Source organism: Metallosphaera sp. D4-4, from assembly GCF_046245145.1.
Taxonomy (GTDB): domain Archaea; phylum Thermoproteota; class Thermoprotei_A; order Sulfolobales; family Sulfolobaceae; genus Metallosphaera; species Metallosphaera sedula.
Genome location: NZ_CP176412.1, coordinates 1,387,612 through 1,405,140, shown reverse-complemented (window position 1 = coordinate 1,405,140; position 17,529 = coordinate 1,387,612). Strand labels below are relative to the sequence as shown.

Here is a 17,529-nt window from a genome sequence, read left to right as displayed (position 1 = left end):
GTGGAGGTAACGCTCACGACTTCTGGACCCTCGGGTTGATGGGATGAAGTATGACATGGAGATCCGTCCTCCTAGATATCCTTGAGTACATGGTCGCGCCTTATTCGGTCCTCAGGAAAATTCTTCCCCAAGTCATAATGTTAGCTCTAGTCGTGCTTTCCAATGCCGTGATCTTCGTGACTTATCAACACCTAGACTGGATCTCTGCGATTTACGCTGGAGTAAACGTTGTTACCACGGTGGGACTTTATGCACCCAACATTAATCAAATGCCGTCCATCGAGAAACTTCTACTGGTCGTGACTATAATCATGGCAGTAGGCCTTTATACTAGCATTATTCAATCTATGGTGAACACGGTAGTTAGAAGGTCTTCGTGGGCAGATGCCAGGGCAAGATGGAGGGGATCTCACTTGAAGGATCACATCGTTCTCATAGGAACTGGAAGGGTGATAGTGAGCGCGGCCAGAAGGTTGGAAAGACTTGGAAAGGAGTATATAGTACTCACTAGCTCCAAGGAAGTCTTGGAACAATTGAAGGGAGACAGGGTAATCCTTGGAAACCCCGAGGACGATAAGGATCTCATGAGCGCCGGAATTCCTTCAGCCTCCTCCGCTGTCATTGCCATGGAGGACGATACCAAGACACTTCTTGTTACCCTAAAGGTTCAGAAAATTAACCCTCCCCTCAATACTATCTGTGTAGTGAAGCAGGACTCTCTCATAGACGTGTTCAGGACTGCTGGAGCGGACGAGGTTATCCCCTACGAGGACATTATCGGGAGGATAACTGCAGCTGCCTCGATTGCCAGGAACGTCGGTGGAGTCATCTTCACCATGGACAGAAAGGCTGATATGGTGGTAGGGTTCTTTGACATTAAAAAAGAGGTTAAGATTTCGTCCCTTCCCAGCGATGTCGTGCCCATCATTATTGTGGACAGTGGGAAGCTTAACCCCTACTTTTCCAAGGATACAGTGTTGAAGCCTGGACAAACGCTGATCCTACTGGGCAATCCAGATAAGTTCAAGGAAATAACTCAAATGGTTTCGCAGTAGGCAAGTGATTATATGAGTTGAATTTAAACCGTTTTCCTCTAGAAGAAGTTTATGGAAATAACCATTAATCTCTTTGGAAGCCCAGACTCCCCATCGGTTCAACTTGGAACCACAATAAAGCCCGTGGAGGACTTCTATGGTGACGGTCCACTGATGGCCTTTCTAGTTTCCATTCCCCATTGCATCTTCAATTCCATCTACGCTGTAGCTGAGAAGGAAGGATTAAAGCTCAAGTGCAGGGTGAGGGCTAGATATGTTCTAGACGAGAAATTCCTGAAGACAGGCATCTATAGGTTCACTAAGATAATCCTGGAAGTAAGTAGCCAGGACTGTGATGAAGAGGATTTAAGGGACCTAGTGGCCAAGGTTAAGATGGAATGTCCCATTTACCTTAGTTTCATGGACAGAATGGAGATTCAGGTACTTAAAGGTGAATAATTTAGGAGAAAATATTCTCTATAAATATTCTTTTATGTTGATTAATCTTCTTAGGATAAAAACTATATAAGTTAGACCAAAATATTCATTATTAATGTCGGTATTGTTCCTAGATCCCAAGGACATTGAGGTACTGGAGCTTATGGTAGCGATGCTACACATCTCCTCTTATAAGCTATCTAAGATCTCTGGGATTCCTGCGTCCACAGTGTGGAGAGTTCTGGTTAAACTGAAGTCCCTAGGGCTGATCACCAAGGATGGCAGAGAGTTTAGCATTACCCCTAGGGGGCTGGTAATGGCCTACTATCTAACCAAGAGGCAATCCATACGTGAAACTGCTCTACAAAACCTGAAGGACGCGTGGAAATATGAGGGATCTCTTGAGGAGTTGAGAAGTTTCCTTGGGTCACTTCAAGACTTCTTGAGAAGGTTTGAAATATCTCCCATGAGCATATGTTTCAACCAGCCCCTTTCAGTCATAAGCCTCATGCTACCCAGAGCTAAGGATCTAGACGAGCCAAGTCAACACGTTCTAGCAAGGTTTATCCTCCGCACTTTCCCCTCAGTAGTACTACCCTCAGGTTGCAAGGCAGTACTTAGTTTTGATCAGAATGGAGAGCCATATGCGTTAGCAGCTGATTGCAAGGAGGATGGGGTTCATCTATTTCACAAGTGCGCTTTAATTAACTCTGTTGTTAAGGCAGAGGTTAAGGGTAGTAAGTAGTGGATGTACGAAGGTTTTTATCCAATTCCTCTTCCTTGATGCGTAAGGGTATACATCCCGTTGTGATCTTGAGCGGATGTCAGAGAAGGCATTCTTCCCCAGTTTATTTCCTTTCGCCAGGCGAAGGTGAGATAAGGCTCTGCGTAAAACTTGGAAGTAAGGAGGATTCGGGATGTCCCTTTTTCTATCCTTCCCTTAAGGATGGCCTTCATGAAAAAGTAATACGAGGGGATCCTGGCAGGGTAACGGTTGCTGGGGTTGAAGGTCTTCTCTTTGTAGACTTGTTGCGCCCTGAAAGAAACGTGGATATCCTAAGGGCTATCTTAAGCAATACAGTCACGGTTTTTGGGGTCATGGATCCTCAGGTTGAGATAGTGGATGAGTTAGCAGGTTTCTCGTGGGGCACGGTGGATAGGCTTCCCTCAATCAGGGAGGGAATGGTTATTGGCATGATAAATAGGCCTGGCGGTTTAGCTCCCGTTAAGGCATTGTACAGAGCTATGAATGGTGCCATGGAATATTTCTCTAGAAAGGGTATAAGCATAGAAAATGTTGAGAAACTAGCGGAGGAGTCTCTCGAGAGAGCCACCAAAATCCTAAGACTGCAAGGGGTCTACCCCGTGAACTTGACTAGAAGTGGTATTCTAAACCTTCCACGAATCCTTAATCTGGGATATTCCATGGAAATTGAGGTACCCGCTCCCTGGTACACTGACCTGGTCGAGGCCATATCCCCCTTTGTTCAGGATCCTATGCAGTCTGAGTTACTCTTCCTTGTCATAGGGGATAGGAGTGACGTAGAAACTTCTCTAGATGATGCGGAAAGAGCGGGTTTTCCAACCTTTCTCGTTGGAAAAGTCTTGGAAAAAGGGAATAATATTAAGGTAAAAAAGAATAATACTTGACTTAACCTATCCTCTCCACCCGAAGCTTCCTATTGGGACTGGTTGGTTGGTTACGATCTGGAACGGAGTCATGGGGGCAAGCTGATAGGCGTATTGACCTGCGAAAAGTATATCAGCCCTAGTTAGGTAGCCCGCAACAAGTGCAAATATCGCTGCCACTACTACTAGATACTTCACTGCTGTGGGTAAGTCCATGATAGGCATCTGCCCGACTGCCTTAGACGGAGCCTGTGCCTTCATTCCCATCATTGGTAAACCACTAATGCTGAGATAGCCTACTCCAGATATCACTAATGTGAGCGCAGTAAGGGCCATGTCTGCGTAGAAAGATGCCTGGGAGACTAGGTAGTTATAGGCAACCTGATCGAAGACGTAAATGAAGTTAACAGATGCCATGAAGAGGAACCACGTGGCTAATTCAGCAACGCTAGAAAACATAAGTAGCTTGGTTAACGTTACCCTAGCCCTAATCATTTCCTCGCTCTTACCAACTAAGGCAATAAGGTAAGCTAAACCCGTAGCAGCAAATATTCCATCCGCTAGATACAGTGCAGGAATTCCGCCGTTATTCCAGAAGGGTACTCCGGTGGTCGCAGCCAATTCAAAGCCGCTATACGTCGTGGAGAAAATACCTGCGAAAACTCCTATAACCGCTATTACTCCCCTAATCAGCCTGCTCTTCATGTTAGCCAGGCTTACTACCATGTAAAGGAAGGAGAAGAGCAAGAGTCCGCCGACGAAGATTATACCCCTAGCCATCCACGAGTGTCCAAAGTTGGCAAACGCCTCAATTGGCGAGGTTATCGCAGCGGAAGGTCTCCCTAGATCCATATCGAAGAAACCTAGAGCCAAAATGGCAGCAATAAACGTAACCACCGAAGCCCTCTTAGTGAAAGATGTGAACCTCCCTGTAACTTCCATGAGACCTATAATTGCCATCAGCATTCCCGCGATTTCCGTAAAATACAACGCGAGAGCTACGTATTCGCTCCACAACGGGTACTGATTTATCTGTATTATCGGTGCTTGTATTCCGAAGGAAGTCCCTGGAGAAGGCGCGCTAAATAGACCCATCTTTATCTGATTCTCTGGTTTACATTAATTATTTAAATAAAGTTTCATTTCACGTGTCCGATATGTTCGCTAGAACATATTTTCCTTAATCCTTTTTTGTTCCCTTGAATAGAGTTATGTGTGGAAGATATCCTAGAGAGGGCAGAGGAACTCATAGAGGAGAACAGATTGGATGAGGCGCTTTCCATACTAAGAGATGTGGAGCTCGTAGAGGCCTTCGTCTTGAGGGCAGATATTTTACGTAGATTAGGGAAAGTTGATGAGGCCTTAAGAATATTAGACAAGGGAATGGAAAAATTTCCCTTCAGTTACGTGATCTTGTCGTCGAAGGCAGAAATCCTAGAGAGCTTGGGAAAGCTAGACGAGGCCCTGAACACGATAGATGAAGTCCTAAGCATAATACCCTACTCCTCTGAACATCGCTTTGTGAAGGCCAGACTACTCTTTAAACTGGGAAGGTATGAGGAAGCTAACCTTGAACTGGCAGAGGTTCTCAGGGTAAATCCTAGGAATGTGGATGCTCGTATCATGAAGGCCTTCTCCTACTACAATATGGGACTCAAGCTAGATGCCCTATCCGAAGTTAACAGGGCACTCGCCTTCAAGAAGGACGATCCAAAGCTTCATGCGCTCAAGGGAAAGATTTACTTCGAGACCGGTTATCACAAGCTTGCGTTGAGCGAGTACAAGATAGCCTCTCATTACGAACCTGACAACCCAGATCATTATTACGACATTGCCTTGTGTTACTACACCTTGAAGATGATGGATGATGCCCTCCTCTACGTGGATATGGCAATTGCCAAGGGCAAGAAGGCTACCTATCATGCATTGAAGGCTTCAATACTTAAGGAGATGGGCAAGGACCCATCACAGGAGATTAGGACTGCGATAGAGCTGGATCCCTCGATTAGGTCAACTCTTGAGAACCTTTTGAACGTGAAAATATCTCCAGATGGAAATATCGATAAAATGAAGTGAGTTCTTAAATAATCTAGGCAAGTTAATCGACTTTAGATAAATAATGAGCCACTTGAAATTGTCCAGAAGGGACTTTCTTAAGGTAAGCGGTGCGGCTGCTCTAGGAACGGCTCTCATCCTAGGCGGAAATTCGGTGGCTAAGAAAATATTTGATACTTTCTCTGAGACAAATTATACCCTTAATTATCCCAGCGACGAGATAGTCTACTCCAACTGCTTCCAGTGTCTCGGAAGATGCGCCCTAGAGATAGTGAGAACTCCAACGGGATTCCCGAGGTTCATCACCGGTACCATAGGGTGGCACATAAATGACGGTGGCGTATGCCCTAGAGGGGCGTCAGACGTCTATTACTATTTCGCTCCAGCTAGGTTAAGGTATCCTCTCCTCAGGGCTGGGGATAGGGGTTCAGGTAAGTGGATGGCCATAGATTACGACACTGCTTTCGACATACTGGTTAATGGTGCCTCAGCCAAGAGCTGGAGCAACTTAGGAATTACCCCACAGGAACTAGGGGTTGCTAATTTCCAAGGTCTAATGCAGATTAGGGAGACAAATCCGCACTCCCTAGTCTTCATGCAGGGAAGGGATCAGTTAATCCCAGGAATTACCGCAGGCTTCTTTGCAGGCAATTATGGTACAGCCAACGCCGGGGCACACGGTGGATTCTGCTCCATGAACGTCTACACTGCAGGAGTTTACGTTACTGGTGCTCCAGTGTGGGAGTATGCTGGACCTGACGAGGAGAGGGCTCAGTACTTCATTCTGGCAGGTCTAGCTGGAGATCACTTCCCCAACTGGATGAGAAGGATCATTGCGAGGATAAGGGAGAATGGAGGTAAAGTTGTTACAATTGCCCCTGAAAGGTTCGGTTTCTACTCCGTTTCTGATGAACACCTCTTCATCAATCCAGCCATGGACGGAGCACTGGCTATGGGATGGATAAGGGTTTTGATTGACTTCCACTATTACGTGTATAAGGCTTATCTCGCTTCCACGGGACAAGGTCCAACGGTCCTTAACCCGATCACCCTGACGCCGGTGCAACCTGCATACGACACCTCCTCTGGCCAACTAGTGATGCAGACGGTTACCCCATCTGGTCAAGTGCAGGCTATACCCAGTTTAGGTGATATTCCCAGCACTGCCGTATTCCCGCATATTGACGAGGAGTTCTTGAGATACTACACCAACATGTCCTGGCTCGTTATAGTGAACCCTAACCCGCAGAACGGTGACGCCCTAGATCCCACAGATCCGACTGCAGGGAATAACGTGGGGCTACACCTGAGGATGCCCGTTAACAACTCAGAGTACAGTAGCGCTCACCCATGGCTAGAGGCCATTATGGGGAATGATGGCAACGTTTACTCCTATGTGGACACTCCATGGCAGAAAAACGTTATGCCAATCCTAACAATGGATGAGCTTCCCTCAAGCATGCAGTCAAGCATTGTGCAGGTTCCCTACAAGCTAAAGAATGGAACGTCAGTGAAAGTACCAGCTATCCAGGTCACAGTTCCCAAGGCCTTAGGTTCCTCTGAGACCATAACGCTCACCGTTACGACTGCGTTCGAGCTATTTAGGGCCGAGCTTCTCAACTACGATCCATATACACCTTCATCTTCCTCACCACAATACGGAGCCCTTAACGTTGCTGAGCTCGCTGGTATTCCCCATAACACGATAGTTAGAATTGCCAATGAGCTTGCGACTGTCGCATTCCAGAAGTCGATCTACGAACCAGCTCAATGGGTTGACTACCTAGGTAGGTATCACGATCATGTTGTGGGAAGACCTGTATCAATTTACTTCATGAGAGGCCTAGCTGCTCATGCCAATGGGTTCATGAGCTCAGCTGCCTACTATTACCTTGTGCTGGCCCTGGGTGCCTGGGACAACCCTGGTGCCGATCTTTATAAGTATCCTTATCCGCACTACTTCCCTGGTCATGCTGTACCTCCGCATCCCTTAGCTAACTCTCCACAGATTGACCCCAACATAGCTTCAGCTATAAGCGGAATGAACGTTACGATACCTAAGGGTAGATCTGGCTTCCTCAAGACGGAGTACATCTATAATGATGGCACCGTTGACATAAAGAAAGTCACTGTCGTGGGTGCAGGTCCCTACGGATATCCTGATGGACCAGATGATCTGGTACTATTCAGTACTGGAAGACCCTTACTCATCGACAGAGGTTATAGCTGGGAGATGCCTCTTTCCACGCAGAGGTCCATTTCGGCAGTTGCTTACACAACATATTTCGCTAACAAGAATCCCAACCAGGTTATGCCGTACACAGTTAACGTAATGATGTGGTATATTACTGCTCCCTACTGGAACAACGCTTACAATTTGACCGACCTATTACAGAAGGTCACAGAGAAGGGTAGCGATGGTAATTATGTAATTCCATTTACCATAAGCTTCGATCTCTTCATGCAGGAGACTAACAACGTTGTAGACCTGGTGATGCCAGACCTATCCTTCCTCGAGATATATGGTTTCCACAGCACCTTTGATAGACCCACCAGTCTACCACAAGGTCCCTCCGATTCCTTGAACTGGCCCGCACTACCATCCATGTATCCGGTCCTATCTACAGGGGACACGTTACTGACCCTTCTATGGTTACTTAGGGCATATCCAGGGCAGAAATCCATAACACCTACCGATAATCCTCACTACACCACCCAAGATCCAATAACAGGTGGAAATCTGGTAAGCCCGGTCTCCGTTACGGACCCAATAACAGGAACTCAAATACTGACTCAAGGTCAACCTGGTCTAATCTCTTCTGCAATGTATATTCTGAAGTCTGGGACGTTAATGGCGGGATACGGAAGTAACTTCGAGTATATCCTTGCAGACTCAGAGGGTAAACAGGTACCAAACCCACAGCAACTAAAGCTCTACGCCTCCTTCGTCCCAGCCTCCTCTAATCAGCAGAGTGTTATTAATCAGATACTAAGTAGTGTGCCATCTGGTCAGACCTTCTCCACAGCGCCTACATACAAGATTGGGGCAAGCGACAGGTCCTCAGGTACAGAACACTACTTCAGGATTCCGGTCAAGTTCCAGCCGGGCCTTCAAACAAAATTACAGAATATCATCAGCAAGTACGCTCCTAACATGTCCCTTAGTGACATCAATCCTGGATACGTCAAGGTAGGAAAGGGAGGCGCAGCGTACGTTCTTCCTCCTTCCATAAGGTACATGAGAAACGTAAACATGTTTTACTTCCTGGGATGGGGCGCTTACATGCCGGGAGGATATGGACCCATAGGACTGCCATATGTCCACAGGATTTACCTTGAATACCTCCAGAAGTTCAGGTTAGCTGCAGCCGGAAAGTGGACAGGATACAATGCAGCTTACTATTACTACTACCAGCTAACTGGAAATTCCAACTTCAAAGTGCAATCCGTATTGCCAAATGACAGCTATGGTCAAGCTCTGGCAAAGAATATACTGGACTATCACAGACCCTTCGGAGGGTATTATCCACCACCAGCTTGGGCTTCCAATATAACATCGGATGGTATCAATGAGAACGAGTATCCCTTAACGTTCTTTGTGAGAAGGCACGACAGGACATATCACACTTGGTCATTCAATGTTCCATGGTTAATTGCTATCATGCCCTATACTCCAGTCATGCTAAGTTCCGCAGACCCCTACGTGCAGAGCATGGGGATACAAAGTGGGGACATGGTCCAGTTTGAGGCAATAAACGAACCTTGGAGCGGTGGTCTTAGAACCACATTGACAGCTGTGGCATTCCTGGATAACGCTACCAGGCCCGGTGCAGCTTGGGTTGTAGTATCTGCCCAGGCTCTACCTGGATTCAGGGGACAGACTGCTGACTCTCCGCAGGTGAAGTATAGCGTTCTAAATAACTGGGCCAATATCTCCTACATGCCACCATCTAGGGGAGGACAACTCTCTCCAACAACGGACAAGGCGTTCCCAATCATGTATCTTGATCCGATCACGGGTCAAACTTCATGGCACGATAGTAGGATAAAGATTGTGGGTAAGTCCTCTGCGACACAGGTACAGGTCACAGCTAACAAGTTCGTGTACATGGGCCAGGACTTCTCAAACCAGGATATTCTATCCACTATACTTAACCAAATGGGAGGTCAGATATCTGTCAGCAACTCCCCATCTACCCCGACCTTTGCACAGCCTGTGAATGTGCCTCACCTAAGATTTGATGCCAACAACATGACCTCCACAAGTATATGGAGCTACGTATCGCCAGGATCCCTGGCACCAGGTTACACCATAGGCAACTACAAGGTGAGGTTCGGTTTTGCGACCGATCCTTCAAGTCAAGGGTGATTTTTCATTTCTCAGATTGAGGTGATCTAAATGTCCCAAACCCCACAAATTCAACTAGATATAAGACAAGGCGGAGTCCAGAAGGCTCTGCCCTATACCCCTGTGGCTAACTACGCGATCATAACCGACCTAAACAAGTGCTTCGGTTGTGCAGGTTGTCAGATGTCTTGTAAGGAGTGGAACACCTCAGGAATGTTCGGACCCTTACCTGACCTGGATCCCTACGGCAACCTTGATGTCATGTTCTGGCTAAGGGTACTCTACGTCGAGGTTGGTAATTATCCTCAAACCAAGGTTTACAACATCCCCATAAACTGCTTCCACTGCATGAATGCTCCCTGTGTAGAGGTTTGTCCCGTTGGCGCTACCTTCAAGAGGACGCAGGACGGAATAGTGCTCGTGGATTATGAGGAATGCATAGGAACTAAGTACTGCATTTACGCCTGCCCCTACGGTAACAGGTTCTTCGACTACATTGAGGGCGTAACAAAGAAGTGCACTCACTGCTTTGACAGGATTTATGATCCAACACTTCCACCCGAGGAAAGAATACCCGCCTGCATTCACGGATGTATGGTTCAGGCAAGGATATGGGCAAATAGATTAGACCCCACAGACCCAGGGAATATCCTCTTCGTGGATAAGGGAGGATTTGTCCTTGGACCAGAGACAGGAGCTAACCCAGCTAGCGGTTACCTGCCCTGGCACAGCGCATATGCAGCTGACAATGACGTGGAATTGCTAAGCGAGTCACAGTACTACAATGTCTGGACCTCTAACGGAGTGGTTCAGCTAGGCGCACAGGGGAACAACTCGACCTACACGGAGAGTAGTGGTTCAAACTCCAATTCAAGTTCTTGATTTTTTAGGTGATCCATCTGTCGATTTCTATCTTGGATGTTTTAAATGTGAGGCACTCCACTTATGACATGTTTTCAGACCTTTTCCTATACAAGTTTGACGTTAACGAGTACCAGCAATTACTGGAGAAGATCAGAACCCTAGAGGAGAAGCTTGGCAAGTACATGGAGGAAACTGGGGTAGAGATCACGGAGATCAGGAAAGTATTGGAGGAGAACAAGAGGAGCGACTACCTAATAGAGTACTCGTCCCTTTTCATTGCTGGAGTTGGGGTGAAGCCCCTTATCCCAGTGGAGAGCAAGAGGCTGTTCTCCCTCATGGGCGAGAGAGTCGCTACGTTCAAGTATAATGACGTGGTGAGATTTTACAGCTCGAGGGGACTGGTGCCTAAGTTGGGATCGCAGTTCAGTCCTGAACCGGATCACATCTCCTCTCTGTTCGCCTTTATGTCACTTCTAGTGGAGGAGGAATTTCACAATAGAAGTACAGGGAAAGATGCTTTTAAGGTAGTTCAGGACCAGAAGAACTTCGCAACATCGCACCTCTTCTCTTGGATACCAGACTGGATAAACGACGTTGTTCATGATCCAAGATCGAGGATATACAAGGTAGTTTGCTCTCAACTGGGTAACTGGTTAAAGTTTGAGAAGGACTTCCTAGGTGAAAGGTAGTGCTCAACGCGGGACTCCTAGTATCCAAGAGGGCTAGGGAAATAGTGGGAGATGAGGTTCTCAAAACGGTGTTTGAGGAGGCCAAGCTCTCCTATGTGGCTGAGATAGGGGATTTTATCTTCGAGGACCTGAAACAGAACGACGTTAAGTCCCTCTTGGTAATAAATGACGGAGATAGAGAGACATGGATGGAGGACATTGACCAGAGGCTCGGAATATCTCCGCTAGCCGTGATCACAATACCCTACACCTGGTTTGAAGGTAAGAGCGGGGATTTCACGTTAGCCCTTCTCATGGGTTACTCTCTTAAGGCTGAACTCATGGACTTGGTGTACAGGGTTCAGCCTACCAGGTCTTCCTCAATCTCAAGGAGATCGCTTATCAAGTTGAAGGTATATGAATACAAGCCCTACCCAGTCCTCTACGATGAGGTTCACGCAGAGCGGGAGATAAACAGGGCCGTCGAGGCCTGTCCACTTAACCTAGTGGTGAAGACGCCTGAGGGACCCTCAGTGGGATCCCCAGAGAAGTGTACCGCCTGCGGGTACTGCAGCGCCTCCTCATTTCTAGGATATTTTGAAGTTCCAACGGCCACAACAGATCAGGTTGTTGCATTTATTAATGCAGTGGTGAAGTATTACTCCAAACCAGCCTCGTTACTGTTCACAGATGGGATGCCCTCAAAAATAGTTGAGGGAGTTTTCCCGTTTGTCATGCCCTGCGTAGCCTCAGTTCACGACTCCTTTATCTTAGCAAGTTACGCGAGTGGTTTGACGCCCATAGTTCACGTGTCGTCAACCTGTGGCACTAGGGATATGGCCCTGAAGAGACTAGAGGAGATCCCTTCACACTTCCCAGGAACTGACCTCAAGGTGAGGAAGGCCAAGGATGATGAGGAGCTGAGAAAAGTGCTCGAGGCACCTCCCCTAGATCTGGGGAGGTCGGAGATTCCCCTTGACGTAACTCTTCACAGGAGCAGGAGGAGATCTCTCCTCATCTGGTCAATTGAGGAGATGTCAAGAAAGGCCTCCATGAATCAGGACGACGTCGTACCTGGCGTCTACAATGTGGTCGTGGATCCCAATAAATGCGTTCTATGCGGAGTCTGCGTGAGGGCTTGTCAAATGCTCGTGCCAGACCTTAAGGGCAATGACGCTCTGGAACTAACCTACAATATACCCTACTGTATAGGCTCTGAGAGATGTGTAAAGAATTGCCCAGAGAATGCGGTCTCTGTGACAGGTTTCGCAAAGATCTCAGATCTAAAAAAGAAGCTCATGAACAAGACCAATGTTGCCAAGTGTAGGATATGCGGAAAACCCATTGGGTCGGAGAAGGTCAAGGTAAGGGTGGACTCCATGTTGATCTCTCAAGGATTTCAGGGAACGGCACAATACACGGACGTGTGTAACGAATGCAAGCAGAAGGAGTTAACTAAAATATGGCTAGATAGACTTCTAAGTGGTAAGAGATGATACCCTATCTCATTGACGTAGAATCCGTGTTCGATTTCTCTTCGGTAAAGGGGATTGACCTCTATCACGAGGTTGCCAGCTCGATTCCTAGGTATTATCCGCCCAAAGAACTGGCAAACATTGTGTTGGGCAAGCTGGATCTCGCCTCGGTGAAGCCCTATCAGGACGCCCTCTTCCTGGAGGAACTGAACTATAGGGTGAGGATCTTCCTCGTCACTAACCTTCCAAAGTTAGAGATCAAGTCCCTGCTCATGAGACATAACCTAGACGTGTTCGTACAAGACGTTATATCTCCAGAGGACGTGAATAGATATCTACCCTCGCAAGAGATATTTTCACACGCTACGAGGAGAGCCAATACCGTGTTGGGAGTAATGAACTTCGTTACGCCACGCGTGGGATTTGCAATCAAGGCTAGATCGTTAGGGTTGAAGGTGACTTTACTCAGGAACAAGGTTACCCTTCCCCAAGATCTAGGGATTGGGTTTAAGCCCGACTTGGTTGCCTTAGCTGAAAGCGTTGCACAACATAAGGTGGACTCCACAATGGGAGACTCGGCGCTGAGGTGTACTTGATGGTCACGGACACAGAGATCTTCTCCTGGTTCAAGGAGCTTGGCATGAAAGTGGACAAGGTAACTAGTGGAGGAGTATATTTTCACTTCACTGTCTCACCTCCCATGGGAGGTCTTCCAGTCTCAGTGATAAGGACAGCACCAGAATCAACTTACTACATAGTCGCTGTTATTCTTGATCTGGATCAGTCCAAGTTTAAGGAGAGACCTGACCTTGTGTCACAGATAAAGAGGGAATTGTTAAGGCTCAACGTGGAGTTCTTTTTTACCCCTGACGAGAAGGCCCCTAGGAGCGTACAGATAGCGAGGATTCTTTTTGCTGAGGGTTTAACTAAGAATGAGGCCTTAAATACCGTAACTCTCATTAAGAACTCTGCTCTCCTTGTCCTGGAACTCCAAAAGTAATATTTTTGTGGAATCTTAAAACATGGTTATGTCGAGAAACGAAAGTAGAATACTAGCCCTTACAATCTCGTCTATTATTGCCATGATAGTTATAGGGGGAGCGATTTACGTTCTAGGCTCCATGAAGTTGCTACCTGGAAACTACATCCTCTATCTCGAGTTGGTGATCTGGATAGTCGGGGTTCTTCTAGTTACTTACCTTTTCTCACTCTTGGTTAGGAGGCGTCTCTCCGCTGTAATTGGGGTAGATAACGCATCCTCGCTAGGTTTCGTAATCCGGGTCATAGGCTATGCCCTAGCCCTTGCGGGGGCAGTGTCTGTGTTTAAGGTTGGTTTAGGTGAGGCGTTAGCTGCGGGAGGATTTGCGGGACTAGTTCTTGGACTTGCATCTCAAGACGTTCTCTCTAACGTATTTGGAGGAATCATGCTCCTCCTATCTCGTCCATATAAGGTTGGACAGCGCATAACAGTGTCAACGTGGCAATACGGCCTAGACTTTCCTACCTATTCGCCCAAGTACTTTTCCACAGACTATCTAATACCTGGGTACACAGGGACGGTGGTCGACATTACTCTCCTCTACACCATTATACAGACCGACGAGTTAGCGGAGTTGAGGATACCGAACAGCATCATGATACAAGCAGCTATCTTTGTTCACGATAAGGAGGAAAAACGCAAGGTGAGGACTAGGTACGAGATCTCAAAGGATTTCGACCCAGACATAGTTGCAGAGAAGATAAAGGAAGAACTGAGCCATATGGACAACCTACTCGCTCCTCCAGTTGTTAGGGTACTTGAAGCAACTCAAACAACCTTCATCTTTGGAATTGATGTGATCGCTAGGTCTGTGTACGAGGAGCCAATTAGGAGCGAAGTAATAAAGAGGGTCACAAGGGTAGTCAAATCTCTTTCTCGGGAGGAGAAAGTAAATGAAAGCAAATAGAATTTTTAATCTCTAAAGAGTAATAGTTGTTATGACCAAGGAGTTAACTCCTCTCGAGAGACTCCAGCTAATGGTTCCAGGGTACAGAGGTTACAAAGCGAAGGATTTGATCAGGCAAGACGACTTCCTAATAAGGTCATCAGTTAAGACTAAGCTAGAGAACGCATTGAGTAAGATTGCGGAACTGGAGGCTCAAATAGTTTCCACCTCTCCCTTCTCTCCAGAGCTCAAGAAGCTTGAGTTCCTTGCATCAAAGATCAGAACCCTAATATCTGAAATGGTTGCATCTCAGGGAGGAGGAGCAGATGTGTATGCAAGATACAAGATAACCACTGAAGCCCTTGATGAGATAGTAAAGAATGATCTAAACATGATAAATATAGCAAATCAAATCTACAATGACATAAGTGCCGGTAGAGTCGACTCCATAGATTCTATGCTTAATCAATTGCGCGAAGTGTTGGTGAGAAGGCAAGAGCTATTCTTCCCGCAGGAATACAGATGATTCTTGAAAGTCCTCACTTGGGATTCATAACATCTATAAGGTCGCATGCGGTGACTACTGCATACCAAAATAATGTAATGTGTAAAGCAACTTTAACTCAAGGAGAAAAATAATGTGAAAAGGTTTAAAATATAGTACGCAAATGATTCATATGTCTCTACAATTTAGAGGTCAAGTAATTAGTACGGAGAGAGAAGATGGAACTTCCTTCATGGCTCCAGACGTTCTGGTTTTCAGGTATCCTAGAGAACAGGTCACTTCAAAGTCTATTTTCATTGTTCAACCTACGGAGAACTGCGTCGTAATCATTCAGGGACAAGTGCAGGCAGTACTACCTCCTGGTACACATAATATACAATCTCCTCAGAACCCACTATCCTCGTTTATGGCTAGGTTCAGGTATAATCAGCTACCATTTGATACTATTGCGCTGTTCACATCAATGACAAGGCATGAGGTCAGAATCCAAGGCAAGAGCCAGACAGACGATCTAGTTCCGTTAGATTACGAAGTTGCAGTGTATTATAGAGTAACCGATGCTGCTAAATTGGCAGTGAACATTCAATTCGCAGGCGCTTTCTTCAAGGACGGAGACTTAGCAGCTTACCTAGCGCCTATTATTGATCAAGAGGTTAGTTCGATTCTGAACCAGGTTAAACTGGTAGATGTTTACAAGAAGTTTGGCGATATCTCCACGGCTGTTACAGCAGCCCTGAAGCAATTCTTGGCAGAACTTGGAGTAGAGCTAATTTCAGTTAGGGTAACAAGACTCATCCCAGAGGACCCTGAACTTAGGAGAATAATTCAGCTAAGGGACTTAGGCTTAGAAGTTGAGATGGCTGTAAGAATGGGATTAGCGAGGATACTTACTGAGCAGGGCAATCCAGCTAGTGTTAATATGGCAATAGGGACTCCCTACTATCCAAACCTTTCCACACTTGTTAACTTACCTCAGAGGCTCTTCCAGGTATCCATGGGGTCTGCGAAGGAGGGTGAGAGCGACGAGCAAGATAAACCCAAGAGCTCTTAGCTGGAGTGTAGGAGCAGGGATTGGTTACTCATTTATCCTTACTATAATCATGGCGTTGTCATCTCTCATACTCAAGGGCTTTTACCCACCTTTCCAGTTCTCAATTGCTCCAGTGAGGTCTCTCGTGGTTTCGCCAGTTGAGGGAGTAGTCCAGTTACTAATCCTGATAGTATTATTGGCCTTTGTCTTTCCCATAAGAGGCGAGATCATCTCCAAGGAACTAAAGAACGTAAGGAAATTAGCAGTGTTCGTTGTGATAGGTTACCTGGTCCTCTCCCTTCTCCCCTACGCCATAACAACGACCTTCATTCAGGCGTATATAGGCTTGGTCATAGCATTCAATATCATTAACGGGGTAGTGGGAGGCATAGGGGCCAGCATCTAAGGGATACGACACGATCTAGTTATTTCGCATTTATTTGAAGACAGGTTTAGTAACCTAGGACGGGAAGAGATGAATTGCGTACGTTGGGATGACCAAACCTTTTATCTTGGAGACCAGTGGGCTATACATACTTTCGCAAGGAGATTCAGACTTAACCCTTTTGTCCGAACTTCAGTGAGAGAAAACATCTCTTTCTGGAGATGCAGTCAGGTTCGCCTCCCTTACTTCTTATCCTGAGAAAGGAAGAGAGTGTAAACTCCATCAGGGAAGTTATGAAGGCGTAAACCTCAGCCTCCTCGGTCTCCTCCGGATCTTGCTGTAAACCCTTCACTATCTCATCCTTTTCCTCAAGGTATTCTGACCTATCCCTATACACCACCTGGAACATCATATCGTCATTTTCGTATCCTTCTGTAGTCCTCTCATCATCAAAATAGAATGTTCCACGCTTGGCTCTGTATGGTTTTCCTGTCATCTCTAGCTTATCCACGAAGAACTGACTCACGATCTCCTCTAACTCCGTCTCTATATCTCCAACCTGTAGTGCGTTAAGTAGCGGATAGTCGTAAAAAGTGTCAGAGCTAAACTTCGCACATATATCTGCAAACTTCCGCCATCTTAGCATCTTGTCCTCGAATCTCATCTCCCGCTATTCCTCTTTAGGAGAGTAAGTGTCCAACCATTTTTAATATGTGTAAACATCTCCTTTATCTTCGCCTTATCACTCCAATGAATTGGTATCACTTCTTCCATCTTAAATAGTATCACTCCTCAATATATAGAATAACATGAATTGTAATTTCGGTTCTGGGGATTCTCACATTACGTTCAGTGACATTGTGGATGCAAATCTCTTGAGAAGGAGATATCAGGACTATGAGAAGACTCTCAAAAGGAGCAAACCGAGGGAGCTAATGCTTGTGGTCAGGGACTTTCTTTCCTTTGTGAGAGGACTAAAGAGTAGCGTAACTTCATCCTGGCTGAAGAGCAATCTGGCAGAGCAGGAAAGGGTGGCAAGTAGGATCTTCACTGTTCTAAGGCTGAGATACCTGATCCTCTTCCTATACAGGAGGATTGTGGACGGACTGGTTTCTAGGTTATTGAACCTGATTAAGTTGTTAGTGACTAGGATTTCATTCACTTAATTTTTTT

Annotated in this window: 18 protein-coding genes; 16 read left to right on the top strand and 2 right to left on the bottom strand. The window is 46.3% G+C overall.

Annotated features, from left to right (window positions below):
• Positions 1-50 precede the first annotated feature (50 nt).
• The 4 genes from ACI49J_RS07570 to ACI49J_RS07555 all read left to right on the top strand — a co-directional run bounded on the left by ACI49J_RS07570 (position 51) and on the right by ACI49J_RS07555 (position 3,122).
• Positions 51-1,055 (top strand): TrkA family potassium uptake protein, encoded by a 1,005-nt coding sequence (locus tag ACI49J_RS07570; RefSeq protein WP_240255731.1) that lies wholly within the window; start codon positions 51-53, stop codon positions 1,053-1,055.
• A 51-nt stretch (positions 1,056-1,106) separates the two neighbouring features.
• Positions 1,107-1,493: an OsmC family protein gene (locus ACI49J_RS07565; protein WP_240255729.1), complete on the top strand. Its 387-nt coding sequence runs from the start codon at positions 1,107-1,109 to the stop codon at positions 1,491-1,493.
• A 94-nt stretch (positions 1,494-1,587) separates the two neighbouring features.
• Entirely contained in the window at positions 1,588-2,217 is a 630-nt protein-coding gene (locus tag ACI49J_RS07560; protein ID WP_240255727.1) for a hypothetical protein, read from the top strand.
• 38 nt (positions 2,218-2,255) lie between these two features.
• A complete protein-coding gene (locus ACI49J_RS07555; protein WP_240255725.1) occupies positions 2,256-3,122 on the top strand; it encodes a hypothetical protein in 867 nt (288 codons plus the stop codon).
• A 6-nt stretch (positions 3,123-3,128) separates the two neighbouring features.
• On the opposite strand, the gene nrfD is transcribed toward ACI49J_RS07555, so the two are convergent.
• Entirely contained in the window at positions 3,129-4,196 is a 1,068-nt protein-coding gene (nrfD, locus tag ACI49J_RS07550; RefSeq protein WP_012020774.1) for an NrfD/PsrC family molybdoenzyme membrane anchor subunit, read from the bottom strand.
• 120 nt (positions 4,197-4,316) lie between these two features.
• On the opposite strand from nrfD, the gene ACI49J_RS07545 reads away from it, so the two are divergent.
• From ACI49J_RS07545 to ACI49J_RS07495, 11 genes are all read left to right on the top strand, one after another.
• Positions 4,317-5,177, top strand: a complete 861-nt coding sequence (locus ACI49J_RS07545; RefSeq protein ID WP_240255723.1) for a lipopolysaccharide assembly protein LapB — start codon at positions 4,317-4,319, stop codon at positions 5,175-5,177.
• Between the two features lie 43 nt (positions 5,178-5,220).
• Positions 5,221-9,525, top strand: a complete 4,305-nt coding sequence (locus ACI49J_RS07540; RefSeq protein ID WP_240255721.1) for a twin-arginine translocation signal domain-containing protein — start codon at positions 5,221-5,223, stop codon at positions 9,523-9,525.
• Positions 9,526-9,555: 30 nt separating this feature from the next.
• Positions 9,556-10,386, top strand: coding sequence for a 4Fe-4S dicluster domain-containing protein (locus tag ACI49J_RS07535; protein ID WP_240255719.1), 831 nt, complete (start codon positions 9,556-9,558; stop codon positions 10,384-10,386).
• Between the two features lie 17 nt (positions 10,387-10,403).
• On the top strand, positions 10,404-11,057 hold the full coding sequence (locus ACI49J_RS07530; protein WP_240255809.1) for a molecular chaperone: 654 nt from the start codon (positions 10,404-10,406) through the stop codon (positions 11,055-11,057).
• The gene (locus ACI49J_RS07525; RefSeq protein ID WP_240255717.1) at positions 11,057-12,532 is read left to right on the top strand and encodes a 4Fe-4S binding protein; all 1,476 of its coding nucleotides are present in this window, start codon (positions 11,057-11,059) and stop codon (positions 12,530-12,532) included. Before ACI49J_RS07530 ends, ACI49J_RS07525 begins: the two co-directional genes overlap by 1 nt.
• Entirely contained in the window at positions 12,529-13,107 is a 579-nt protein-coding gene (locus ACI49J_RS07520) for an HAD family hydrolase (RefSeq protein ID WP_240255715.1), read from the top strand. Before ACI49J_RS07525 ends, ACI49J_RS07520 begins: the two co-directional genes overlap by 4 nt.
• Entirely contained in the window at positions 13,107-13,511 is a 405-nt protein-coding gene (locus ACI49J_RS07515; RefSeq protein WP_240255713.1) for a DUF2299 domain-containing protein, read from the top strand. The genes ACI49J_RS07520 and ACI49J_RS07515 overlap by 1 nt, the downstream gene beginning before the upstream one ends.
• Before the next feature lie 28 nt (positions 13,512-13,539).
• Positions 13,540-14,457, top strand: coding sequence for a mechanosensitive ion channel family protein (locus ACI49J_RS07510; RefSeq protein WP_240255711.1), 918 nt, complete (start codon positions 13,540-13,542; stop codon positions 14,455-14,457).
• Between the two features lie 31 nt (positions 14,458-14,488).
• The gene (locus ACI49J_RS07505; protein ID WP_240255709.1) at positions 14,489-14,962 is read left to right on the top strand and encodes a hypothetical protein; all 474 of its coding nucleotides are present in this window, start codon (positions 14,489-14,491) and stop codon (positions 14,960-14,962) included.
• Positions 14,963-15,113: 151 nt separating this feature from the next.
• Positions 15,114-15,992, top strand: a complete 879-nt coding sequence (locus ACI49J_RS07500) for an SPFH domain-containing protein (RefSeq protein ID WP_240255707.1) — start codon at positions 15,114-15,116, stop codon at positions 15,990-15,992.
• Entirely contained in the window at positions 15,955-16,377 is a 423-nt protein-coding gene (locus ACI49J_RS07495; protein WP_240255705.1) for a hypothetical protein, read from the top strand. The genes ACI49J_RS07500 and ACI49J_RS07495 overlap by 38 nt, the downstream gene beginning before the upstream one ends.
• 151 nt (positions 16,378-16,528) lie before the next feature.
• Here ACI49J_RS07495 and ACI49J_RS07490 read toward each other — a convergent pair whose 3' ends face one another.
• On the bottom strand, positions 16,529-17,020 hold the full coding sequence (locus ACI49J_RS07490; protein ID WP_248547458.1) for a hypothetical protein: 492 nt from the start codon (positions 17,018-17,020) through the stop codon (positions 16,529-16,531).
• A gap of 145 nt (positions 17,021-17,165) precedes the next feature.
• Between ACI49J_RS07490 and ACI49J_RS07485 the strand changes: the two genes are divergently transcribed.
• The gene (locus ACI49J_RS07485; RefSeq protein WP_240255701.1) at positions 17,166-17,522 is read left to right on the top strand and encodes a hypothetical protein; all 357 of its coding nucleotides are present in this window, start codon (positions 17,166-17,168) and stop codon (positions 17,520-17,522) included.
• Positions 17,523-17,529 lie beyond the last annotated feature (7 nt).

Coding starts and splice junctions, on each gene's coding strand:
- ACI49J_RS07570 (WP_240255731.1), top strand. CDS start 51: ATGACATGGAGATCCGTCCTCCTAGATATCCTTGAGTACATGGTCGCG.
- ACI49J_RS07565 (WP_240255729.1), top strand. CDS start 1,107: ATGGAAATAACCATTAATCTCTTTGGAAGCCCAGACTCCCCATCGGTT.
- ACI49J_RS07560 (WP_240255727.1), top strand. CDS start 1,588: ATGTCGGTATTGTTCCTAGATCCCAAGGACATTGAGGTACTGGAGCTT.
- ACI49J_RS07555 (WP_240255725.1), top strand. CDS start 2,256: ATGCGTAAGGGTATACATCCCGTTGTGATCTTGAGCGGATGTCAGAGA.
- nrfD (WP_012020774.1), bottom strand. CDS start 4,196: ATGGGTCTATTTAGCGCGCCTTCTCCAGGGACTTCCTTCGGAATACAA.
- ACI49J_RS07540 (WP_240255721.1), top strand. CDS start 5,221: ATGAGCCACTTGAAATTGTCCAGAAGGGACTTTCTTAAGGTAAGCGGT.
- ACI49J_RS07535 (WP_240255719.1), top strand. CDS start 9,556: ATGTCCCAAACCCCACAAATTCAACTAGATATAAGACAAGGCGGAGTC.
- ACI49J_RS07520 (WP_240255715.1), top strand. CDS start 12,529: ATGATACCCTATCTCATTGACGTAGAATCCGTGTTCGATTTCTCTTCG.
- ACI49J_RS07515 (WP_240255713.1), top strand. CDS start 13,107: ATGGTCACGGACACAGAGATCTTCTCCTGGTTCAAGGAGCTTGGCATG.
- ACI49J_RS07510 (WP_240255711.1), top strand. CDS start 13,540: ATGTCGAGAAACGAAAGTAGAATACTAGCCCTTACAATCTCGTCTATT.
- ACI49J_RS07505 (WP_240255709.1), top strand. CDS start 14,489: ATGACCAAGGAGTTAACTCCTCTCGAGAGACTCCAGCTAATGGTTCCA.
- ACI49J_RS07500 (WP_240255707.1), top strand. CDS start 15,114: ATGTCTCTACAATTTAGAGGTCAAGTAATTAGTACGGAGAGAGAAGAT.
- ACI49J_RS07490 (WP_248547458.1), bottom strand. CDS start 17,020: ATGAGATTCGAGGACAAGATGCTAAGATGGCGGAAGTTTGCAGATATA.
- ACI49J_RS07485 (WP_240255701.1), top strand. CDS start 17,166: ATGAATTGTAATTTCGGTTCTGGGGATTCTCACATTACGTTCAGTGAC.